Source organism: Salinicola salarius (assembly GCF_003206135.1).
Lineage (GTDB): Bacteria > Pseudomonadota > Gammaproteobacteria > Pseudomonadales > Halomonadaceae > Salinicola > Salinicola salarius.
Window position 1 is genome coordinate 84199 of record NZ_PZJT01000003.1, and the last position, 20579, is coordinate 104777.

General features: G+C 62.0%; 20 protein-coding genes. 6 read left to right on the plus strand and 14 right to left on the minus strand.

The annotated features are described in order from the left end of the window. Nucleotides 1–143 precede the first annotated feature (143 nt). Nucleotides 144–1415, minus strand: a complete 1272-nt coding sequence (locus DOM32_RS03675) for a pyridoxal-phosphate-dependent aminotransferase family protein (protein WP_110631370.1) — start codon at nucleotides 1413–1415, stop codon at nucleotides 144–146. A 221-nt stretch (nucleotides 1416–1636) separates the two neighbouring features. On the opposite strand from DOM32_RS03675, the gene DOM32_RS03680 reads away from it, so the two are divergent. Continuing rightward, nucleotides 1637–2335 carry a GntR family transcriptional regulator gene (locus DOM32_RS03680; RefSeq protein WP_110631374.1) on the plus strand — a complete coding sequence of 233 codons (699 nt, stop codon included), beginning with the start codon at nucleotides 1637–1639 and terminating at the stop codon, nucleotides 2333–2335. Nucleotides 2336–2345: 10 nt separating this feature from the next. On the opposite strand, the gene mtgA is transcribed toward DOM32_RS03680, so the two are convergent. After that, a complete protein-coding gene (gene mtgA / locus DOM32_RS03685) occupies nucleotides 2346–3053 on the minus strand; it encodes a monofunctional biosynthetic peptidoglycan transglycosylase (protein ID WP_110631377.1) in 708 nt (235 codons plus the stop codon). Nucleotides 3054–3161: 108 nt separating this feature from the next. Here mtgA and DOM32_RS03690 point away from each other — a divergent pair, with 108 nt between their 5' ends. Then, nucleotides 3162–3986 (plus strand): alpha/beta hydrolase fold domain-containing protein, encoded by an 825-nt coding sequence (locus DOM32_RS03690; RefSeq protein WP_110631381.1) that lies wholly within the window; start codon nucleotides 3162–3164, stop codon nucleotides 3984–3986. Between the two features lie 48 nt (nucleotides 3987–4034). On the opposite strand, the gene DOM32_RS03695 is transcribed toward DOM32_RS03690, so the two are convergent. From DOM32_RS03695 to DOM32_RS03705, 3 genes are all read right to left on the minus strand, one after another. After that, nucleotides 4035–4976: an ABC transporter substrate-binding protein gene (locus DOM32_RS03695; protein WP_110631384.1), complete on the minus strand. Its 942-nt coding sequence runs from the start codon at nucleotides 4974–4976 to the stop codon at nucleotides 4035–4037. A gap of 225 nt (nucleotides 4977–5201) precedes the next feature. Continuing rightward, nucleotides 5202–6059 carry an S-formylglutathione hydrolase gene (gene fghA, locus DOM32_RS03700; RefSeq protein ID WP_087719246.1) on the minus strand — a complete coding sequence of 286 codons (858 nt, stop codon included), beginning with the start codon at nucleotides 6057–6059 and terminating at the stop codon, nucleotides 5202–5204. 143 nt (nucleotides 6060–6202) lie between these two features. Beyond that, nucleotides 6203–7312 (minus strand): S-(hydroxymethyl)glutathione dehydrogenase/class III alcohol dehydrogenase, encoded by a 1110-nt coding sequence (locus tag DOM32_RS03705; RefSeq protein ID WP_071232589.1) that lies wholly within the window; start codon nucleotides 7310–7312, stop codon nucleotides 6203–6205. Nucleotides 7313–7495: 183 nt separating this feature from the next. Here DOM32_RS03705 and DOM32_RS03710 point away from each other — a divergent pair, with 183 nt between their 5' ends. Further along, nucleotides 7496–8470: a LysR family transcriptional regulator gene (locus DOM32_RS03710; protein WP_110631387.1), complete on the plus strand. Its 975-nt coding sequence runs from the start codon at nucleotides 7496–7498 to the stop codon at nucleotides 8468–8470. Between the two features lie 47 nt (nucleotides 8471–8517). Here DOM32_RS03710 and DOM32_RS03715 read toward each other — a convergent pair whose 3' ends face one another. Continuing rightward, complete coding sequence (locus DOM32_RS03715; RefSeq protein ID WP_071232588.1) at nucleotides 8518–9252, minus strand: Crp/Fnr family transcriptional regulator; 735 nt, start codon at nucleotides 9250–9252, stop codon at nucleotides 8518–8520. 151 nt (nucleotides 9253–9403) lie between these two features. Further along, nucleotides 9404–10783, minus strand: a complete 1380-nt coding sequence (locus DOM32_RS03720) for an L-serine ammonia-lyase (RefSeq protein WP_110631390.1) — start codon at nucleotides 10781–10783, stop codon at nucleotides 9404–9406. Nucleotides 10784–10924: 141 nt separating this feature from the next. Between DOM32_RS03720 and DOM32_RS03725 the strand changes: the two genes are divergently transcribed. After that, nucleotides 10925–11872 carry a LysR substrate-binding domain-containing protein gene (locus DOM32_RS03725; RefSeq protein WP_110631393.1) on the plus strand — a complete coding sequence of 316 codons (948 nt, stop codon included), beginning with the start codon at nucleotides 10925–10927 and terminating at the stop codon, nucleotides 11870–11872. 40 nt (nucleotides 11873–11912) lie between these two features. Here DOM32_RS03725 and DOM32_RS03730 read toward each other — a convergent pair whose 3' ends face one another. The 6 genes from DOM32_RS03730 to DOM32_RS03755 all read right to left on the minus strand — a co-directional run bounded on the left by DOM32_RS03730 (nucleotide 11913) and on the right by DOM32_RS03755 (nucleotide 18041). Continuing rightward, entirely contained in the window at nucleotides 11913–13100 is a 1188-nt protein-coding gene (locus tag DOM32_RS03730) for a CaiB/BaiF CoA transferase family protein (protein WP_110631396.1), read from the minus strand. A 126-nt stretch (nucleotides 13101–13226) separates the two neighbouring features. Beyond that, nucleotides 13227–14015 carry an enoyl-CoA hydratase/isomerase family protein gene (locus DOM32_RS03735; RefSeq protein WP_110631399.1) on the minus strand — a complete coding sequence of 263 codons (789 nt, stop codon included), beginning with the start codon at nucleotides 14013–14015 and terminating at the stop codon, nucleotides 13227–13229. A 41-nt stretch (nucleotides 14016–14056) separates the two neighbouring features. Then, nucleotides 14057–15343 (minus strand): TRAP transporter large permease, encoded by a 1287-nt coding sequence (locus DOM32_RS03740; protein WP_208625301.1) that lies wholly within the window; start codon nucleotides 15341–15343, stop codon nucleotides 14057–14059. Beyond that, nucleotides 15340–15903, minus strand: coding sequence for a TRAP transporter small permease (locus DOM32_RS03745; protein ID WP_244179792.1), 564 nt, complete (start codon nucleotides 15901–15903; stop codon nucleotides 15340–15342). The genes DOM32_RS03740 and DOM32_RS03745 overlap by 4 nt, the downstream gene beginning before the upstream one ends. Nucleotides 15904–15963: 60 nt before the next feature. Next, nucleotides 15964–16944 (minus strand): TRAP transporter substrate-binding protein, encoded by a 981-nt coding sequence (locus DOM32_RS03750; RefSeq protein ID WP_110631402.1) that lies wholly within the window; start codon nucleotides 16942–16944, stop codon nucleotides 15964–15966. Between the two features lie 425 nt (nucleotides 16945–17369). Then, nucleotides 17370–18041, minus strand: a complete 672-nt coding sequence (locus DOM32_RS03755; protein WP_110631405.1) for a GntR family transcriptional regulator — start codon at nucleotides 18039–18041, stop codon at nucleotides 17370–17372. Between the two features lie 64 nt (nucleotides 18042–18105). Between DOM32_RS03755 and DOM32_RS03760 the strand changes: the two genes are divergently transcribed. Both DOM32_RS03760 and DOM32_RS03765 read left to right on the plus strand, forming a co-directional pair. Beyond that, nucleotides 18106–18606 (plus strand): GlcG/HbpS family heme-binding protein, encoded by a 501-nt coding sequence (locus DOM32_RS03760; protein WP_244179793.1) that lies wholly within the window; start codon nucleotides 18106–18108, stop codon nucleotides 18604–18606. A 92-nt stretch (nucleotides 18607–18698) separates the two neighbouring features. Further along, nucleotides 18699–19337: a hypothetical protein gene (locus DOM32_RS03765; RefSeq protein WP_110631408.1), complete on the plus strand. Its 639-nt coding sequence runs from the start codon at nucleotides 18699–18701 to the stop codon at nucleotides 19335–19337. A gap of 218 nt (nucleotides 19338–19555) precedes the next feature. On the opposite strand, the gene DOM32_RS03770 is transcribed toward DOM32_RS03765, so the two are convergent. Beyond that, a complete protein-coding gene (locus DOM32_RS03770; RefSeq protein WP_110603058.1) occupies nucleotides 19556–20221 on the minus strand; it encodes a response regulator in 666 nt (221 codons plus the stop codon). Between the last annotated feature and the right edge of the window lie 358 nt (nucleotides 20222–20579).

Sequence of the window (20579 nt, forward strand, 5' to 3'; positions counted from 1 at the left end):
TCACGACGCAGCCGACTCTCGAATTCACTCCTGGCGGCGGTTCTGGGCTGCCGCGTCGTTCTCCGTCGCGGTGCCTCCTTTTGCCGTGGCTCCTTTTGCCCTCCAACAGGGCTTTTCGGCATCACGCTCATGGCGATCTCCTCTCAGGCGCGAACGGCACCAGCCTGTGATTGAGCCATCGATGCACCAGCCGCCAGCTTGCGAGCCGCCGGCGTGCCGGGGGCCGGATTGTCGGCGAAGAAGTCCAGCGCGGCCTGCACGCCACTGCCGAACAGCTCGACCCCGCAGAGCTTGAGCCCCGCTTCGCAGCCGCCGAGGGTGGCAATCAGGGTCAGATCGTTGCAGTCGCCGAGATGGCCGATGCGGAACATGCGCCCCTTGGCCTTGCCGAGTCCGGTACCCAGCGACAGGTCGAAGCGATCGTAAATGGTTCGACGGACCTCGTCGGCATCGATTCCTTCCGGCACCACGACTCCCGTCAATACCGGCGAATAGAGCGCCGGCTCCTGGCACTGGATTTCCAGCCCCCAGGCGTTGACCGCGCGACGCACGCCTTCGCCCCAGCGCTCGTGGCGGGCGAAGACCTGATCCAGGCCTTCTTCCAGCAGCATGTCCAGCGCTTCGTTGAGGCCATAGAGCAGGTTGGTGTTGGGTGTGTAGGGCCAGTAACCGTTGGCGTTGCCGGTGAGAATCTCGTCCCAGGCCCAGAAGCTCCTGGGCATGGTCGAGCGGCGGCTGGCCTCGATTGCCTTGGACGACAGCGCGTTGAAACTGATCCCGGGCGGCAGCATCAACCCTTTCTGCGAGCCGGACACGGTGACATCGACGCCCCACTCGTCGTGGCGATAGTCGGCGCTCGCCAATCCCGAGATGGTATCGACCAGCAGCAGCGCCGGGTGGCCGGCGGCGTCGATGGCCCGGCGCACGGCGGCGATATCGCTGGTGACCCCGGTGGACGTTTCGTTGTGTACCACGCACACCGCCTTGATCCGGTGCTCGCCGTCATTGCGCAAGCGCTCTTCGATGAGCTGCGGTTGCACGCCGCATCGCCAGCTCTGCGACGCGGGCAAAGTCAGGAATTCCGGCTCGAGCCCGAGTCGAAGCGCCATCTGCTTCCACAGCGTGGCGAAGTGCCCGGTCTCGAACATCAATACCGAGTCGCCTGGGCTCAAGGTATTGGAAAGCGCCGCCTCCCATGCGCCCGTCCCCGAGGCCGGGTAGATGACGACCGGGTGTTCGGTCTTGAAGACCTTCTTGATTTTTCCCAGCACCTCGAGCCCCAACTCGCCAAATTCCGGGCCTCGGTGATCGATGGTGGGCAGACTCATTGCCCGCAGGATGCGATCCGGTACGGGGGACGGCCCCGGGATCTGCAGAAAATGGCGGCCGGAGGGATGTTGGTCGAGCTTGAGCATGGCGGCATCTCCAGGAGTGAAGCGACAGGCCGCTTCACATGGTTTTTTGCATTCATTACGCAATATGCCGGATAATCGCCCGCTGACAAACCTCGACATAAGTCGCAGCTCATCACGCCAAGCGTCGTTGAAGTCGCTTTCCAATAGCCGCCGCTACGGCGCAGTAGCCAGCGCCGAGCGCTTGCGATAGAAAGAAGAGAAGACCGAACAGGGTTCAATGCATGCAAACATCCGATGACACCGAGCTCGATACCCAGACGCGGCCATTGCGAATCCAGCGCGCCGCCCTGCACGACAAGATCGTGGAGCGTCTCCACGACCTGATTATCGAAGGTGGCCTCGGGCCCGGCGAGCGCATCAACGAACGTGAACTGGCGGACCGGCTGGCGGTTTCGCGCACGCCCTTGCGGGAAGCACTGCGCGTGCTGGCCGCGGAAAAGCTGGTGACGATCTCCCCCAACTACGGCACTTTCGTGACCCGCATGACGCGCCAGGAAATCTGCGACACCTTCGAGCTGATGAGCGCGCTGGAGCGCTTTTCCGGGGAACTGGCGTGTCTCAGGGTCACCGAAGAAGAGCTGGCCGAGATCCACGCGGCCCACGAGACGATGCTGGGCCACTGGCAGCGCCAGGATCTATCGGCTTACTATCATGCCAACCAGCGCATTCACGACCTGATCAACCGTGCGGCGCGCAACGATGCCCTGCGTCAGACCTATCTTTCGCTCAATCGGCGCCTTCACCCGCTGCGACTGTCCTCCAACCGATCGGAAGCCAAGTGGCGCAAGGCGGTGGAGGAACATCGCGAGATGATGACCGCGCTGGGCGCCCGCGACGGAGCGAAGCTGGGAGCGCTGATGGAGCGTCATCTGCTGGAAAAACGCGACGCCGTGCTGGCCGACTGGAAAGACGCGGAATAGAACGGCGGGATCACTCCAGCCGTCGCAGAAAGGCGGTACCGCCGAGGTTGCGCATCTGGCGCTGGATCCAGACTGCACGCTGCTGAACGTAAGCAGAGGGCTGGGAAGCGCTCCAGCCGCGCGGATTGGGCAGAATCGCGGCGAGCCGGCTGGCCTGGGAAACGCTGAGGTTGGCCGCGGAGGTGCCGAAATAGTGCTGCGCCGCCGCCTCCAGCCCGAACACGCCGGTATCCCATTCGGCAATGTTGAGATAGACCTCCAGAATACGCTGCTTGGGCCATAGCGCTTCGAGCAGCAGCGTGAACCACGCCTCGAGCCCCTTGCGGATCCAGCTACGCCCCGTCCACAGGAAGAGGTTGCGGGCCGTCTGCTGGGTCAGCGTGCTGGCGCCACGAAGATCGCCGCCGTCCGACCAGTTGGCGAGCGAACGCTTGATCTGCGCCACATCGAAACCCCAGTGGTCCGGGAAGCGCTGATCCTCCCCCGCCATCACCGCCACCTTGGCGTTGTCGGAGAGCCGGGACCACGGCTCCCACTGCTGCTCGATGGTCAGGTTCTCGCCCTGGAACCAGGAGCTCACCTTGCGCTCCGCCATCACCATGGAGCCGAACACCGGCACGAAGCGGAACACCAGCACGAAAAATACCGATAGCCCGACGAAAGCCGCGATAGCGATCAATGAATAGCGGAGGAACGTGCGCGGCCAACCTGAGGGCATGGACGAGAGCTCTTGGTCGAAAGAGTAGGAGCCTAGTATAACAAGGGCCTGCCGGCATGGGTCCGGTAAGCGCAAGATCGGGATTACAGAAACTACGGAGGAAGCGACATGACCATCGAAGGCTTCATCCGCGAATTCACGCCTGTCGACGACGGCAGCGATTCGTCGCTGTCGTCGCGACGCCGGGCGTATGAGGCGCTACATGCGCGGCGGCGCGTGGCCGATCCGGCCGGCATGCAGATCTCCGACGAAGGCATCGGCGGGGTCGATGTGCGCCGCTTCCGCCCTGCCGGCTGCGTCGAAGGCAATGTCGTCTACCTGCACGGCGGCGGATGGAGCCTGGGCTCGATCGACAGCCATCAGGGCATTACCGCGAACCTGGCCGAACGCCTGCGGCGGGAGGTGATCAGCGTCGATTACCGGCTGCTGCCGGAGGCCACTTACGCCGAAGCGCTGGCCGACTGTCGTGCGGTCGTCGAAGCCGTTGGCCCGGTGGCGGTGATCGGCGACAGCGCCGGCGGCAGGTTGGCGATCGATGTCGCCCATACCAGCGAATGGAAAGGGTTGCTCGGATTGATCTACCCGGTTGTGGGTACGCCCACCGTCGAGACGCTGGGGGAAGACGGGCCGCTGCTGTCGCGAGCGGACATTCTGTCGCTGTGGCAGATGGCGGCGCCTGACGCGCCCGATGTCGACGCCGCCGTACCTCCGGCCAGAATCATCGAGACACTGGCCGTGGAGCGCGATCCGCTGACGCGACCGCTTGAGCAGGCGATCGAATCCTGGCGCCGGAATGGCGCTTCGGTCGGCTATCGTTGCGCGCCGGACATGGTACACGCCGCCCTGCACGGACATGGCGATCTGCCGGAAATGCAAACCGCCTGGCAGGACTTCTGCCAGGCGGTCGAAAAGCGACTCAGCGCCGATTCATAGAAGGTGCCAGTCGTAGAGGGTGCCAATCACAGAGGGTGCCAGAGGCGTTCAGCTACCCAGCTGCGCCTTGATCGCGTCGATGGCCGGCTCGCCATCCCTGGTGGTGACGCCATCCAGCCACTGGGCAACGGTATCGTAGTGATCGCGAATCCACTCGCTGGCAACCTTGTCGGCCGGGCGCTCCTCGTGACTGTACTCGTAGACCCAGTCGTTCTGAGCTTCGATATCGACCTGATACTGGGAAAGGAAGCGATAGAGGTTGGCATCCTTCGATTTCAGATCGGCTGGCACTACGGTCCACACCGTGCTGAGAATATCCGCCGTGCCGCTATCGTCGGAATCCTCCAGATAGTAGAGGTCATAGCTGACGTTCATCCAGTGCGGTTCCCAGCCGACGAACGTGACCCACTGCTTGTCGCTGATCTTCTGGTCGGCGTACGCCAGCATGGCAGATGTCGAACTTTCCCGTAGCTGCCAGTCGCCCAGCCCGGCCGCGTCTTCGTCGATCGCGGCGAGGATCGCATCGTTGATGCCGGTACCGGCCTCGATGCCCTGAATCTCGCCGTTGAAGCGATCCTTGTAGCGATCGAGATCGGCCACGCTGTTCACGCCCGCCTCGTGAACGTACTCCGGCACCACCAGCCCGGAATTGGCGTTGCTGATGTTCTTGGCTACCTTGTCGACCTTGTCGTCGGCCACCAGCGGCTCGATCATCTCCTCCTCGATCGGATACCAGCCGCCCAGGTAGACATCCAGGTCATCGTTGGCCAGACCGTTAAGAATGACGCCGACGGCCAGCTCGCTCTGCTGGGTCTGGTAACCCATCGCCTCGAGGATCTGCGAGGCGACTTCGGACTTCACCGTCACCCCCGGCCACGGCGGCACGCCAAAGCGTACGGTATCGAGATCGGCCTGCGCCGATCCGGCTGCCAGCAGCGTCAGCGGCAGTGCGGCAGCCACGACCCGGCGTTTCACGTTCGAATGACCCATGAAGCGTCTCCTTGAAGTTGTTATCGAATGGAACTCCTCTACTACTCTGCCGATTCAGGAGACAATGAATTGACCGGAAGCGACGCAAAATACGCACCAATCGTCATCGGTAGCCGGTAAGCGCTGTCATCGCATCCACCGCGCTCGAAGCGCAAAGAGAAAAAAGCCCGCCTGCGCATCGGCCAGGCGGGCCAGGGTTCGATCGATGTTGAGATTGACGCCCCGTCACCGCTTGGCGTAAAGCCGCTCGGCGTGATAACTCAGGTGGTCGTCGATGAAGCTGGCGATGAAGAAATAACTGTGGTCATAGCCGGGATGCCGGCGCAGCGTCAGCGGATGGTCATGCTCCTCGCAGACCGCCTCCAGCCGCTCGGGCTTGAGCTGCTCCGCGAGGAAGTTATCCGCCTCGCCCTGATCGATGAACAGCGGCTGACGCGACGACCCCTTGGCAACGAGCTCGCAGGTATCGTACTGCGTGCGCAGGCCGACATCGTCGCCCAGATAGTTCTCGAACGCCTTCTGGCCCCACGGCACCTGGCTCGGATTGACGATCGGCGCGAATGCCGAGACCGCGGCATAGCGCCCCGGCTGGCGCAGCGCCAGCACCAGCGCACCGTGTCCGCCCATCGAATGCCCGCTGATCGATTCGCGGCCATTGACCGGGAAGTGCAGCCGCACCACCGAGGGCAGCTCTTCGGTGACGTAATCGTACATCCGGTAGTGCTTCGACCACGGTTCCCGCTTCGCGTTGAGATAGAAGCCGGCGCCGGAGCCGAAATCGTAGCTGTCGTGTTCGCCGGGCAGATCCAGGCCGCGCGGGCTGGTATCCGGACACACGATCGCGATGCCGAGCTCGGCAGCCATCCTCTGCGCGCCGGCCTTCTGCATGAAGTTCTCGTCGTTGCAGGTCAGACCGGAGAGCCACCACATCAGCGGCACCCGGCCCTCTTCGGCCTGCGGCGGCAGATAGATCGCGAAAATCATGTCGCAATCCAGCGCCCGCGAGTAATGCTTGTAGCGCTTGACCCAGCCACCGAAGCTCTTGGTGGCCGAGACGAGCTCCAATTGTTCGCTCATCGACATGATGCTCTCCTTGGCTTTCTATCCATGCACCCCGATACCGGCGCCTACTCTCCATGCGCCCCGGAACCGGCGCCTACTCTCCATGCGCCCCAAAACCGGGCTCTTGCGCTTTTGATCTGCGCTCGTAGTCCGTGGCTCGTGGCTCAAAAATGCAGAACGGTACGGATGCTCTTGCCCGCATGCAGCAGCTCGAAGGCTTCGTTGATCCGATCGAACGGCATGTCGTGGGTCACGAACTCGTCGATCTTGATCTCGCCGTCCATGTAGCGTTGGACGTAACCCGGCAGCTCGGTGCGGCCCTTGACGCCACCGAAGGCAGAGCCCTTCCAGACGCGGCCGGTCACCAGCTGGAACGGGCGGGTGGAGATCTCCTCGCCGGCACCGGCGACACCGATGATGATCGATTCGCCCCAGCCCTTGTGGCAGCACTCCAGTGCCGAACGCATCACGTTGACGTTGCCGATGCACTCGAACGAATAGTCGACGCCACCGTCAGTGAGATCGACGATCACCTGCTGGATCGGATCGCTGTAATCCTTAGGGTTGACGAATTCGGTCGCCCCGAACTGGCGCGCCAGCTCGAACTTGTCCGGGTTCACGTCGATCGCGATGATGCGCGAGGCCTTGGCCATCTGCGCGCCCTGGATTACCGCCAGGCCGATGGCACCCAGCCCGAACACGGCAACGGTCGCGCCCGGCTCGACCTTGGCGGTGTTGAGAACGGCACCGATACCGGTGGTGACACCGCAGCCCAGCAGACAGATCTTGTCCAGCGGCGCTTCCTTCGACACCTTGGCCAGCGAGACTTCCGGCAGCACGGTGTACTCGGAGAAGGTCGACGTGCCCATGTAATGGTGCAGCGAGGTGCCATTCTTGGAGAAGCGCGTGGTGCCATCCGGCATCAGGCCCTTGCCCTGGGTCGCGCGGACGGCGCCGCACAGGTTGGTCTTGCCCGAGAGGCAGAACTTGCACTTGCCGCACTCGGCGGTATAGAGCGGGATGACGTGATCGCCGGGTTTCAGGCCGGTGACGCCCTCGCCCACCTCTTCGACGATACCGGCGCCTTCATGGCCCAGCACCGACGGAAACAGACCCTCGGGATCCTTACCGGAGAGCGTGTAGGCATCGGTATGACAGACGCTGGTGGCAACGATGCGGACCATGACTTCGCCCGCCTTGGGGCCCTGCACATCGATCTCTTCCAGCGAGAGCGGCTTGCCTGCTTCCCAGGCGACTGCGGCACGCGATTTCATCGGGCTATCTCCCTTTGCGCTTGAATGCTTGGATTCGAGGGGTCGCACGTCGTTCGGCTGATGACATGGCGACGGGTTTTGCGTCAGTCTAGGCGTTCGCTGCCAGGCAATAAACATTGCATTCGGCACATGATTATTGCCATGTAGCAACAATCGTTCTCGTAACAGTTTGAAGGAGTCGCCATGTCGCGCTGGGAGGGTATCGAGGCTTTCGTCGCCGTGGTGCGTCTGGGTACGTTCTCTCGCGCCGCCCAGTCGCTGAAGGTTTCCAATTCCCATGTCAGTCGGCTGGTCAGCCAGCTGGAGCAGTCGTTGGGAACGCCACTACTCTATCGGACGACCCGCCAGATTCGGCTGACCGATGGCGGTGCGATCTACTACGAGCACTGCCGGTCGCTGCTCGACGGCTTCGCCGAGGCCGAGGCCGCGCTCAACGAACTGCAGTCCCAGCCCCAGGGAAGACTCGCCATCAGCTGTGCGACCACCTTCGGCGAGCGCTACATCGCGCCGCTGGTCAACGATTTCCACTGCCGCTATCCGCAGCTCGATGTACGCCTGCATTTCACCAACCGTACCGTCGAGCTGATCGACGAAGGCTTCGATGTCGCCATCCGCATGGGCGTGCTCAAGGATTCTAGCCTGCTGGCCAGACGGCTCTGCCAGCGCCGCGAGTATGTCGTCGGCGCGCCCGACTACTTCCAGCGGCGACCGACACCGCACAGCCTTTCCGAGCTCGCCCACCACAACTGCCTGGTCGGATCGCGGGATAGCTGGCTGTTCCGGGTCGACGGTCAACGCCGCGAAATCCGGGTGTCGGGGAATTGGCGCGGCAATTCCGGTCCGGCGCTGCTGGATGCGGCCTGCAAGGGAATCGGGCTGGCCCAGTTGCCGGATTACTATGTCGAGACGGCGATTCAGCAAGGCCGGCTGATGGCCGTGCTCGATCGCTACCAGTTTACCGATACCGCCGTCTGGGCGGTCTATCCGCGCCACCGCCAGCTCTCGTCCAAGATTCGTCTGTTGGTCGATTTCCTGTCGGCTAGACTGCCCGAGGCGATTGCCGCAGACGGCCGCGACTCGCCGATACCGGACGTCACGGCCGCTGAGCCGCCATCGCCAGAGACGCCATCGTCCAAGACGTCAGAAGCTCAGCGCTAGAAAACAGGGAGATCAGGGATAAGGCAGGTCGGTGGCAGGCAGGTGGATCAATGATTGAAGAAGTGATCGATGCCATCGTTGAGATAGGCGTCGCCGAATTCGGCCTCCCGCGCCAGCGCCTCGGGGTCGGGCAGCTCGATACGCTGGCGAGAGCGCAGCAGCAGCCCTTCCTCGCGGAAGGCGGTCAGGGTCCGGCTCACGTGCACCGACGACAGCCCCAGCGCATCGCCGAGATGCTGCTGGGACAGCGGTAGACGAATGCTGTTGCCCTGGCGTGCCTTGGTGCGCTCCAGGCGCACGTACATTTCGTAGATCAGATGAGCCAGACGCTGACGCGCGCTGCGTCGGGCGAGGTTGACGAGACGCTCGGTCAACAGGGCCTGCTGATGAGACGAGATGGCAAAGAAGATGGTCGACAGCATCAGCGATTCGCGGAAGACGTTGATCAGACGCCGATGGGGAAAATGGCACACGACGCCATCCTCGAGCATGGCGACGCCGGTCAGGCGCTCCTTGAAGGCAAATTCCCGCAGCCCGATGATATCGCCGGGCAGATATATCTCGAGAATCTGTCGGGAGCCATCTTCCATGTAGCGAAAAGAGTAGGCCCACCCCTTGCTGAGCGTACAGAACTCGCGCGCCGGATCCCCCTCCTGCCACAAAATCTCGTCGGCCTTGACCTCGGTCGGGCTCTGCTCGAGCTCGACCAGCAACGCTTCATCGTTTTTGGAAAGCTCACCGTAATGCTTGAAATGACGGACGATACAACTGTCTTGGCTCATTACCCTTGCCCTTGTTCATGCTTTTAGCGATCGTCAGATTACGGAAATCGATATTGGCATAGCCAGCCAGGATTGTCGTTATCCCGCGTCAGGGATCACGATCCAAGCACAAGACTTGAGACACTTCTGTCAATTTCAAGATTGAAAAGACTCAACATTCGATGATGTTCACCGCCAGTCCGCCGCGGGAAGTCTCCTTGTATTTATCCTGCATGTCGCGCCCGGTCTCGCGCATGGTCCGAATGACCTTGTCGAGAGAAACGAAATGCTCGCCGTCGCCGCAGAGCGCCATCTGCGCGGCGTTGATGGCCTTGACTGCCGCAATCGCGTTGCGCTCGATGCAGGGCACCTGGACCAGCCCGGCGATGGGATCGCAGGTCAGCCCCAGGTTGTGTTCGAGCCCGATTTCGGCGGCGTTCTCGACCTGGGCCGGGGTGCCCCCCATCAACTCCGCCAGTCCGGCGGCAGCCATCGCGCAGGCCGAGCCGACCTCGCCCTGACAGCCCACTTCCGCCCCGGAAATCGAGGCATTGGTCTTGCACAGGATGCCGATCGCGCCAGCAGTCAGCAGGAAACGCACGACGTCCCGCTCGCAGGCATCCGGCTGGAATTTCATGTAGTAGTGCAGCACGGCAGGCACGATCCCCGCGGCCCCGTTGGTCGGCGCGGTGACCATTCGGCGGCCGGCGGCGTTCTCCTCGTTGACCGCCAGCGCGAACAGGTTGACCCAGTCCATCGCCGAGAAGGTACTGGCGATCAGGCCCTTCTCGTTGTCCAGCGCCATCAGGCGCCGATGCAGCGCCGGGGCGCGACGCCTCACGTTCAGCCCGCCGGGCAGCACGCCCTGCTGGTCCAGCCCGCTATCGACACACGCCTTCATCGCCAGCCATATCTTCCAGAGCCCGTCGCGGATGTCCGACTCGCTGCGCCAGACCTGCTCGTTGGCCAGCATCACGTCGCTGATGGAAAGCTTTTCACGACGGCAGATATCGAGCAGCTCGACGGCATTCCTGAACGGGCATGGCACCTTCACCGTGGAGGTGACGGCATCGCCCTGGGCCGCCTGCTCGGCATCGACGACGAAACCGCCGCCGACCGAGTAATAGGTGTTGTCGTGGATGACGCCGTGATCGTCGGAGGCGACCAGGCGCAAGGCGTTGGTATGGTAGTCGAGAATCTCGTCGCACCATTCGATATCCCGCACCGGATCGAATGCCACCGCGTGCACGCCTGCCAGCTTCAGCTCTCCGCCCCGCGCCATTGCCGCCAGCTTGAGCGCCAGGTCGTCGGGATCGACGGTCAACGGGCGCTCTCCCATGAGGCCCCCGATCACCGCGCTATCCGTGTTGTGCCCCTTGCCAGTGGCCGATAGCGAGCCGTAGAGCGTGACCGACACCCTTGTCACCGCGTGCAGCAGCTCGCGGTCGCGCAGGGTCGCGACGAAATCATGGGCAGCCTGCATCGGTCCGACCGTATGCGAACTGGAAGGCCCGATGCCAATCTTGAACAGATCGAACACGCTGAATGTCATGTGACTACCTCTGATGTCGCTCGGGCGCCAGAATCCGTCGTTCCTGGAACTGGCGCATGATGTAGTTTGACTTCAGTCTGGCCGCCGGTTAAACCGGAAACAATCGATAAAAACTGCCAATACCTATAGCCTTGCTAAACCATGATCCAGTCACTCAATGCTCAGACCCATGCCTGGCTGAAAGTCTTCGCCGTCAGTGCCCGCCTCCTGTCGTTCACCCGGGCAGCAGAGGAGCTTCATGTCACCACCGGCGCGGTCAGCCAGCAGATCAAGCAGCTGGAAGAGCGGCTCGGGTTTCGTCTGTTCAGGCGTCTGCCGCGCCAGCTGGCGTTGACGGAAGAAGGGGAACGGCTGGCCCGGGTCGTCGCCCAGGCTTACGATGCCGTCGGGCTGGAGGTCGATCGCCTGCGCGGCGGGGTCATGAGCGGCGTGCTCAGGCTACGCTGCCTGCCGTCGTTTCTGGCCAAGTGGCTGATGCCGAGACTGCCGCGGCTGCAGGCCCGCTTCCCCGATATCGAGCTGCACGTCACGGCGGAAGACAGCAATCTTTCGTTGCTTGACGGCGGCTACGATCTGGCCATCGATCTCAACGACGGCCACTATCCGGGCCTCCAGACCACGCCGTTGATCGACGAGAAGATCTTCGCCGTCTGCTCGCCGCAACTGCTCAGGCGGCGCCCGCCGCTCACCACTCCCGAGGCGCTGGGCTACTATCCGCTGCTGCACGACGTCACGGCCTGGCGAGGCAGTCACGATTATGCGGAGTGGGAGCACTATCTGCGGGCGATTGGCGGTGAACAGGTCAACGTACGCCGAGGCTACACGTTCAACCGCAACCAGCTGACGGTGGAGGCGGCGATCGCCGGCATGGGCGTGGCGATCGCGCGCCGGACGCTGATCGGCGACGAGTTGGACAGCGGACGCCTGATCGCGCCGTTCGCCGGCTCGGTGGCGACCGGCAAGCGCTACGGCCTGGTCTATCAGCAGGGGGCTCTGGACGACCGCCGCGTACGAGCGGTTCACGACTGGCTGGAGGAGGAAGCGCGGCGATCCGTGGAGACCGCCCCGCTTTTCGATTCAACCGAGTGAGCCAGGCTTTGGAAATAACCAGGCTCTATCTGAAAAGTGTCTAGCGCACGACCCCGCGCTCGCGCAGCGCCGCCAGACGCTCTCCCTCAACGCCCAGCGTCGCCAGCACCTCGTCGGTATGCTGGGCAAAGACCGGCGCCGGCCGGCGAATTTGAGACGGCGTCTGGGATAGTTTGCTGGCGAAGCCGATGGTCTGCATGCGCCCGATCACCGGGTGGTCCAGCTCCTGCACCATGCCCCGCTCCCGGTAGTGCGGATCGTCCATCGCCTGGGCGAAGTCGTTGATCGGCCCGGCCGGTACGCCGGCTTCATCGCACAGTGCCAGCCAGTGCTGCCGGTCTGCCGTGCACATCAGTTCTTCCAGCAGCGCCTCCAGCGCATCGACGTTCTTTCCCCGGTCGCTATTGGTGACGAAGCGAGGATCGGCGGTCAGATCAGGCCGTTGCAGCACGTCGTTGCAGAACCGCTCCCAGGTACGCTGGTTGGCGCATCCCAGCATCATGTAGCCGTCGCGAACCTTGACCGCCTGGTAAGGCGCGGAGACCCGGTGCCGCCATCCGGTCGGCTGCGGGACGCGCCCTTCGGCGAAGTAGGCCGCCGCTTCCCAGGTGAACCAGGGCAGGCCGCACTCGGCGATCGCCACGTCCACCAGTTGCCCCTCCCCCGTCTTTTGCTTGTGAATGTAGGCCGCCAGTATCGAGTAGATCGCGGTGATCCCGGCGCCGATATCGTAGACCGCCACGCCGGTCTTCAACGGCCGCCGGCCGGGCTCGCCGGTCATCGACATCAAGCCGGTCATGCCCTGGGCGACCAGGTCGAACCCGCCCTTGCGCCGATACGGCCCCGTCTGGCCGTAGCCGGAGATCGAGCAGTAGACCAGGCCGGGATTGATGCCCTTGAGCGTCTCGTAGTCGATCTTCAACGACTGGGTAACGCCGGGCCGATAGTTCTCGACCACCACATCCGCTTCCCGCGCCAGTTCATAGAAGAGCGCCAGCCCGTCGGGCTCCTTGAGATTGAGCGAGATGCTGCGCTTGTTGCGGTTGATCTGCGCGAAGCAGGTGGACTCGTCGTTGACGTATGGCCCCATCTGACGGCTGTCGTCGCCGCCCTGGGTCTTCTCGACCTTGATCACGTCGGCGCCCATGTCTCCCAGCACCATGGTGCAGTATGGCCCGGCCATGATCTGCGAGATATCGAGTACCTTCATGCCTTCCAGCGGTAACATGGCGATTCTCCTTGCCTGTCTTCGAAACGGCTAATAGAGCGATTGATCGACGCACGCCCCCGCCGTGAACTCGACAGCGAGTCCACGCCAGTCACCGATGGGAGCGAGGCGGCGCCGGTTGGCGGGCTAGCGGCCCTGCCAGGTATACGGGGTCTTGTCGACGAATCGCCTGACGGCGCCCTTGAAATCTTCGCTGGTGTAGCACAGCGCGATCAGGTCGTCGGCAGCCTCATGGCCGGGGCGGCGCCGATCCAGAATCCGGTTGATGCAGGCCTTGGTCGCGCGCATCGTCAGCGGGGCATGTCCGGCCAGCGTCTCGGCGAGCTTCGCCGCTGTCTCGTCGAGGGCTTCGCTGTCGACGATCTCGTCGATCAGGCCGACGGACAGCGCCTCCTCCGCCCCGATCATCTTCGCCAGCATCAGCACGCGCTTGGTGCGCGCGATCCCGATCAGATCGACCAGCCGCGAGATGTTGGTGATCGACAGGCAGTTGCCCAGCGTCCTGGCGATGGGAATGCCGAACTTGAAAGCGCCATTGGCGTAGCGGAAGTCGCAGGCCATCGCGATGGCCGCGCCCCCACCGACACAGTAGCCGTCGATCAGCGCGACCGTCGGCGTTTCCAGTCGCTCGATCCCGCCGATCACCGCATCGATCCGGCGTTCATAGTCGATGCCGTCGCCGCGCTCGCGGAAGTCGACGAACTGCTTGATATCGGTGCCCGCGACGAACGCTTCGCCGCCCTCGCCGCGAAAGGCGATCAACTTGATCTCCTCGTCTTCGTCGAATCGTTGGCAGGCCTGGATCATGGTTTCGTACATGTGCCAGGTCATCGCGTTGCGGGCCTCGGGGCGGTTGAAGCGAATCCAGCCGATCGCCCCACGCTGGTAGCAGCGGATTTCGTCATCCTGGGTCATGGTGTCAGTTCTCCTGGGTCGATGCCTGCCGGTTTCCGGTATCAGGTGCCGTAGATCAGATTCACGAGCAGTAGCGCGAAGTCGGGCACGTAGGTGTTGAACAGCAGCACTACGAACAGCACTCCCAGGAACCAGAGGTTGGTTCGCGTCGTACGCCAGATATCGGCCTTGGCGATCGAGCACGAGGCGATCAGTACGCTCGCCACGGGCGGAGTCTGCTGGCCGATGGCCAGGTTGAGCGTGACGATCAGGCCGAAGTGCAGCGGATCGATGCCCACCTGGATAATCAGCGGCAGCACGATCGGCACCACCAGAATGATCGCCGCCGCCGAGTGCAGGAACACGCCAAGAATCAGGAAGATGATATTGAGCAGCGCCAGGATGACGTACTTGTTGTCGGTCAAGCCGGCGATCGAATTGGCCAGTTGTTGCGGCAGCTGGGATTCGGTGAGATAGAGCCCCACCAGTGCGGAACTGGCGACCAGCAGCATCACCACGGCAGTCTGGATGCCGGCATCCAGGCAGGACTTCCACAGGGTCTTGAGCGAGAACTCCCGATAGATCACGGCACTGATGAAGATCGCGACCACGACCGCCAGCGCCGCGCCTTCGGTGGCGGTGACGATGCCGCCGAAGATGCCGCCGAGAATGATCACCGGAATCATCAGCGCCCAGATCGCCTCCTTGAACGACTTCCAGACTCGGCTGGCCTGAAAACGCCCTTCGGAAGGAAAGTTGTGCTTGCGTGCCAGGAAGTAGCAGACCACGGCCAGGCCCAGGGCGCCCAGTAGCCCCGGGAAGATACCGGCGACGAACATCTTCACCACAGACTCTCCCGACATGACCGCGTACAGGATCATCGGGATCGATGGCGGCAGGATGATCGCCAGGCTGGCAGCGGACGAAGAGATCGCCGCAGCGAACTCCTTCGAGTAGCCGCGGTTCTTCATCGCGGGAATCAGCAGGCTGCCCAGCGCGGAGACGCCGGCCACGGCAGAGCCGGAGATCTCGGCGAAGAAGATCGATGAGCCGATGGTCACCATCGCCAGGCCGCCCTTGACGAAGCCGACCAGCGAAGCGGCGAAGTCGATCAGACGCCGCGAGATGCTGGAGGCGTTCATGATCGCCCCGGCCAGAATGAACAACGGGATGGCGATCAGCGGAAAGTTGGTCGCGCCCTCGAACATGGTCAGGCCGATATTGGGCAACGCATAGACGCCGTAGCTGGAGTAGACGGCGACGGCGCCGACCAGGCCCAGCGCGATGGCGATCGGCACGTTGAGCACGATCAACAGCAATAGTCCTACGAACATCAGTGCCAGAATCATCGTGTCGCACTCCCTGCATCGGACTGACTGGCCATGTTCGAGCCGAGACCCACCTCCTCGAGCTCATGATCGACGAAACCGTCTCCCCTCGCCTGCCGAATCACCTCCGGCAATCGCAGCAGCTCGGCAATGATGAACAGCACCGAAGCGATAGGCAGCGCCGACTGCGTGAATTGCAGCGAGACGGTAGTCAGGCTGATCATGGTCGACCCCGCAAGGATCTGGACGACTTGCCAGCCGGTCACCATCAGCAGAATGAAGAACGCGATCGTCACGGCCTCGCCCAGCAGCGCGATCGGCAGCCGCACGCTCGGCGGAAACGCATTGACGATACTGGGACAGGCGATGTGTGCCCCCTTGGCGGCAGCCAGGGCAGCACCGTAGTAGGTCAGCCAGGCCAGGCTGATCGAAGCCGCCTCGTCGTACCAGGTAAAGGGCGACCCCACCAGGCGCGAGAGGAAGCCGACGATCACGATCCCCGCCAGCACCAGCATATTGATGACCACGATGATCTCGAGCAGTCGGCTGAAGCCATCGCGCAGCGTATTCAGAGTTTTCACAGGTGGCTCCTTCGTCCACGGCCCGGTCGCGCCCTGATTCGGCACGACCGGGCCCGCGAATTAACTGGCGGGTTGCAGTTCACGCACCTTGTCGAGCATCTCCTGGCCGCCGTCGACATCCTTGATGAACTTGTCGTAGACCGGCTGGGAGGCATCGATGAAGGCCTGACGATCGACCTTGTTGATCTGCAGCCCGGCGTCACGCATCTTGGCCAGCGTCTCCTCGTCGAGCTTCGCGCCCTGCTCCAGCGCGTAGGACTCCATCTCCATGGCCGTCTGCTGGAGCACCTCGCGCACGTGCTCGGGCAGCCGGTTCCAGCTCATGCCTGCCGTCACGAAGGCGGGGGTGTAGATGTGATCCGACAGCGAGAGGTACTCCTGAACCTCCTGCAGACGCGAGGCGTAGGTCTGGACCAGCGGGTTCTCCTGGCCATCCATCGCCCCTGTCTGCAGCGCGACGAATACCTCGGAAAGCGCCATGGGCGACGGGTTCGCGCCATAGCTCTTGAACATCTCGACACGCCAGACGCCCTGCGGCACGCGCAGCTTGATGCCGGAAAGATCGGCTGGCGTATTGATCGGATGGACGTTGTTGGTGATCTGGCGGAAGCCGTTCTCCCACACGCCGATGATGTGATAACCCCGGCTTGCGGCGACGGGATAGAGCTGAGGTCTCACGACTTCATCGCGCACCCTGGCCATATGGTCACGATCCGCGATCAGATAAGGCATCTCGAACAGCGCGAACTGGGGCGCGACGCTACTCATGACGGTCGAAGGCAACGCCAGGTCGACCGTGCCCAGCTTGAGCTTCTTCAGCAGCTCCGAGTCGCCGCCCAACTGGCTCGAGCCGTAGACGACCACCTTGGCTTCACCCGCCAGCTTTTCGTTGGCGCGTTTGGCGAATTCCTGGGACACATCGGCGAACAGCGAATCCGGCTCACCGACATGGGCGAATTTGATCTGCACTTCCTGAGCACTGGCGTGGTTGATACCGGCCATCAGCGCTAGTGCCAACAATCCTGCTTTGAAACTTTTCATCACTGGCGTCCTTCCGTCTTTTTTATATTGGCTCGCCTGAACGATGGACCGGAGCAATTGCCTACATTTCCGCGATGCCCCGATCGTTACCCCGCAGTGCGAGCACCTCGGGATCTTGCCAGTGGATTATGAATTCATAATTCAAAGAGAACCAATTCACCCTTTGTCTATTGGCGTAAAGTCTCAACGTGAAGCATTTAAAATTAGCCAGTTACCGAAAATCGAGTGTGATCACGCCGCCAACACAATGAATTCATTTTGAATTGTCGGCGCAACGACGCTGGCGTCTGCTGAAGCCGGGGGCAGACGGCAATGTCAGGACGACATCGCCGTGAAAAGAATGCGTATCGAAGCGGGATATAACGAGTCGCTACAGCGGACGCCAGCGAAAGGGTTCCAGAGTCGGAAGGACGAAGACGGGACGTTCAGCCAGCCGCCGCTTGTTCGTCCCCGATTACGCCGCTCGCGGCCGCCACGATCAGCTTATGGCGCAGATGCTCTCGCAGTATGCTGCCGAGCCGTTCTCCATCCCGGGCCAACAGGCATTCGATCATGGCTTCATGGTCGGCCACGGCCTGGTCCCAGTACTCATCGATCATGCTGGAATAGCGGACCCGCTGGATACGGTGATTCAAGCTGCTATGGGTCTCCCGCAGCACCTCGTTGCGGGCTGCCAGCATGATGGCATCGTGAATGCGGTGATTGAGCTCGAAGTAAGGCCGAATCTCCTTGCGCTTGTAGTGCGCCATCATCTGGTAATGCAGCGCCTGAATGTCGGCCACTTCCTCTTCGGTAATGTAGCGACACGCCAATTCGCCGGACAGCCCTTCCAGCGCGCCCATCACGCTGTAGGTTTCCTCCAGCATCTGGCGCGTCAATCGCACGACACGCGCCCCCCGATTGGGCAGGAGTTCGACCATGCCCTCGGACGCCAGTACCTTGAGCGCTTCCCGAAGCGGCGTCCGGGAGACACCGAACTGCTCGCATAGCTGCTTTTCCGGGATCCGGGTGCCGGGAAGCAGGGTTCCATCGTTGATCATGTCCCGGATGCGGGCGGCTGCCTCGCCGTACAGGGTGTTTTGCTGAATCTTGTTCATGGAGCACTCATAACGGGTTCGATGTTGCCATTCTCCCAATGGCGCATGGATGACGCCACCATAAATGAATTATGAATACAAAAAAGGAGTGGAGATCACCATGGCTCGTAACGTCTACCTCACCCACCAGACATTGTCGCTGAAGCAAGCCCGCACCATCATCGAGGCCGCCATGGCCTATGCGGTAGCGCAGGCGATGAATCCCATCACCGTGACGGTCATGGATACCAGCGGGTATCCGATAAGCAGCGACAGAGCCGATGGCTGCGCCACTTTACGGTTGGCCGTCTCGCATGGCAAAGCCAAGGCCGCCTTGGGCTACGGCCTGTCCAGCGGCACGATCGGTGAGCGGAATCAGGCACGGCCGGCATTCCTGTCGGCAGTCGCCTCGGCGTCCCATGGCGAATTCATCCCCGTGGCCGGCGGCGTGCTGATTCTCGACGAGCAGGAGCTGGTCATCGGCGCCGTCGGTGTCAGCGGTGACAGTTCCGACAACGATGAGCGAGCTGCAATTGCCGGCATCGAAGCGGCCAGCCTGAAGGCAGGTCTTGCACCGAAAAATTAAGAAAATCTTAAATTATTTACGAAACAGCGTTTCTTAAGAACATTAAGGCTGATATTCTTAGTCGGCTATCAATAGCTGTGCAGGAATTCATCATGCCTACTCTCCCCTTTCGCGCAGTCGTCTTGCGGGCCGGCATCTACGTCCTGATCCTGGCCGGGCTCATGCAGATAGTGATGATGGTGGACGCCAGACATGCGGGCGCCCCCGACTTCAGCGAGACTTCACTGACGGAACTCACCCAGGCTGCGCTGCTGCTGATTTGTACGGCTCTGATGCTGGTCATTCGTCAGCGTTACAGAGTCCTGCGCAGCGTCAGCCTGCTGATGGGTGCATTCTTCGCGATATCCTTCGTGCGGGAGAACGACCAATGGCTGGATGTCTACGTCTTCGATGGCGCCTGGGAATGCCTGGTAGTACTTCTGGCACTACCGGCCCTGGCGCTGGTGATACGTGCAAGACGCGACTTTCTCGAAGAGTTTTCGCTGATTGCCAACAGTCTGGGATTCGGGCTGTTCGCGGGCGGATTTCTGACGACCTATGTGTTCTCGCGCCTCTACGGGCGTAGTGAATTGTGGCAAGCCCTGATGGGCGAACACTACCTGCGCATGGTCAAGGACGCCGCGGAAGAGATCACGGAACTGGCCGGTTACAGTCTGCTGCTTTTTGCCAGCGTGGAACTGCTGCTTCTGGCCAGGCGGCTTCGCGACAACCGGCGTTCGCCCCCCGCTTGAGTTTCCGCCGGCCCTTTGGGTTCGGTCCCGGTCACCAAGGCAGCCAATTCACGCCAAGCCCGTTTCGAAAGACCGCTTCGAAAGACCGCTTCAAAAGTCCGCGCCAGGGCATTTCCTGAACGAGAAAGCCGCCCATGCTTCGTCGAGAATGGGCGGCTTTCGTTGGTGGCCTTCGATCGGCTCGCGATATCCAGATCGAAGGCGACTCGAGTTGCCGGTTAGTTGTCGGTCACCTTGGGCGGTTCGATTTCCAGTTTCTGAGCGGCGATGACTGCCTGAGTACGGGAGTGAACCCCCAGCTTGCGCAGGATCGCGGTCACGTGGGCCTTGATGGTGGCTTCCGATACGTTGAGCTCGTAGGCGATCTGCTTGTTGAGCAGCCCTTCCGTCAGCATGTTGAGCACGCGAAACTGCTGGGGCGTCAGCGAGGCGATCGCCTCCGCGAAGCGCGCATCCTCCTCGCTGCCCTCGCCCATGGCGTCCGCCAGCTCGGGGGGCAACCACACTTCGCCTTTGAGCACTTCTCCAATCGCTTCGGCGATGGTGTCGAGAGATGCGGACTTGGGAATGAAACCCGAAGCGCCGTAATCGATGGCACGGCGGACCACGTCCACCTCTTCACTACCGGATACCACCGTCACCGGAATATCCGGCATCTGTCCGCGAAGCTGGATCAGTCCCGAGAAACCGTGAGCGCCGGGCATGTGCAGATCGAGCAGGATCAAATCGGCATCGGGGTGCCGAGTGACGACTTCCGTCGTCGCCTCCATGGTGTCCGCTTCGACGATTTCTGCTTGTGGCGACACCTGTCGCAATGCCTGATTGAGCGCCGCCCGGAAGAGTGGGTGGTCATCGGCAACGATGAATTTCTGGGCAAAAGCCATTGATTCTCCTCCGGCGCTGTCGAGATATGTGGCGAGATAGTCGGTCCACTATCGCCACCTAGACAAAGATGGTTCAACTATTGATTAACGGCATGTTACCCCATGCACTCGTGGAATCCCAAGTATCAAATCATTAGGAAAAAAATCCCGGGATAACCAAAGGGTAAATACGTCGCAAATACATAAAAAAAGTTCGATCGTCCCGGAAAGCTGGCGTGCTTCCCTCCCTTTGGAGCGGCACGAAAAGTACCGGGAGGAAAGCCTCTTTCACGACGATCGAACGACAATCATCAGTCGATATGAGTAGCGGTCACTCAAATTAACTAGTTATATAGCCGTCACCATGATGGTTGACCCA

Bases quoted from the DNA above. Each gene is read 5' to 3' on its own strand.
- DOM32_RS03695 (WP_110631384.1), bottom strand. From the start codon at position 4,976: ATGGGTCATTCGAACGTGAAACGCCGGGTCGTGGCTGCCGCACTGCCG.
- DOM32_RS03705 (WP_071232589.1), bottom strand. From the start codon at position 7,312: ATGAAATCGCGTGCCGCAGTCGCCTGGGAAGCAGGCAAGCCGCTCTCG.
- DOM32_RS03680 (WP_110631374.1), top strand. From the start codon at position 1,637: ATGCAAACATCCGATGACACCGAGCTCGATACCCAGACGCGGCCATTG.
- DOM32_RS03740 (WP_208625301.1), bottom strand. From the start codon at position 15,343: ATGATTCTGGCACTGATGTTCGTAGGACTATTGCTGTTGATCGTGCTC.
- DOM32_RS03765 (WP_110631408.1), top strand. From the start codon at position 18,699: ATGCCTACTCTCCCCTTTCGCGCAGTCGTCTTGCGGGCCGGCATCTAC.
- DOM32_RS03710 (WP_110631387.1), top strand. From the start codon at position 7,496: ATGTCGCGCTGGGAGGGTATCGAGGCTTTCGTCGCCGTGGTGCGTCTG.
- DOM32_RS03735 (WP_110631399.1), bottom strand. From the start codon at position 14,015: ATGACCCAGGATGACGAAATCCGCTGCTACCAGCGTGGGGCGATCGGC.
- DOM32_RS03750 (WP_110631402.1), bottom strand. From the start codon at position 16,944: ATGAAAAGTTTCAAAGCAGGATTGTTGGCACTAGCGCTGATGGCCGGT.
- DOM32_RS03715 (WP_071232588.1), bottom strand. From the start codon at position 9,252: ATGAGCCAAGACAGTTGTATCGTCCGTCATTTCAAGCATTACGGTGAG.
- fghA (WP_087719246.1), bottom strand. From the start codon at position 6,059: ATGTCGATGAGCGAACAATTGGAGCTCGTCTCGGCCACCAAGAGCTTC.
- DOM32_RS03770 (WP_110603058.1), bottom strand. From the start codon at position 20,221: ATGGCTTTTGCCCAGAAATTCATCGTTGCCGATGACCACCCACTCTTC.
- DOM32_RS03725 (WP_110631393.1), top strand. From the start codon at position 10,925: ATGATCCAGTCACTCAATGCTCAGACCCATGCCTGGCTGAAAGTCTTC.
- DOM32_RS03755 (WP_110631405.1), bottom strand. From the start codon at position 18,041: ATGAACAAGATTCAGCAAAACACCCTGTACGGCGAGGCAGCCGCCCGC.
- DOM32_RS03720 (WP_110631390.1), bottom strand. From the start codon at position 10,783: ATGACATTCAGCGTGTTCGATCTGTTCAAGATTGGCATCGGGCCTTCC.
- mtgA (WP_110631377.1), bottom strand. From the start codon at position 3,053: ATGCCCTCAGGTTGGCCGCGCACGTTCCTCCGCTATTCATTGATCGCT.
- DOM32_RS03730 (WP_110631396.1), bottom strand. From the start codon at position 13,100: ATGTTACCGCTGGAAGGCATGAAGGTACTCGATATCTCGCAGATCATG.
- DOM32_RS03675 (WP_110631370.1), bottom strand. From the start codon at position 1,415: ATGCTCAAGCTCGACCAACATCCCTCCGGCCGCCATTTTCTGCAGATC.
- DOM32_RS03690 (WP_110631381.1), top strand. From the start codon at position 3,162: ATGACCATCGAAGGCTTCATCCGCGAATTCACGCCTGTCGACGACGGC.
- DOM32_RS03760 (WP_244179793.1), top strand. From the start codon at position 18,106: ATGAATTATGAATACAAAAAAGGAGTGGAGATCACCATGGCTCGTAAC.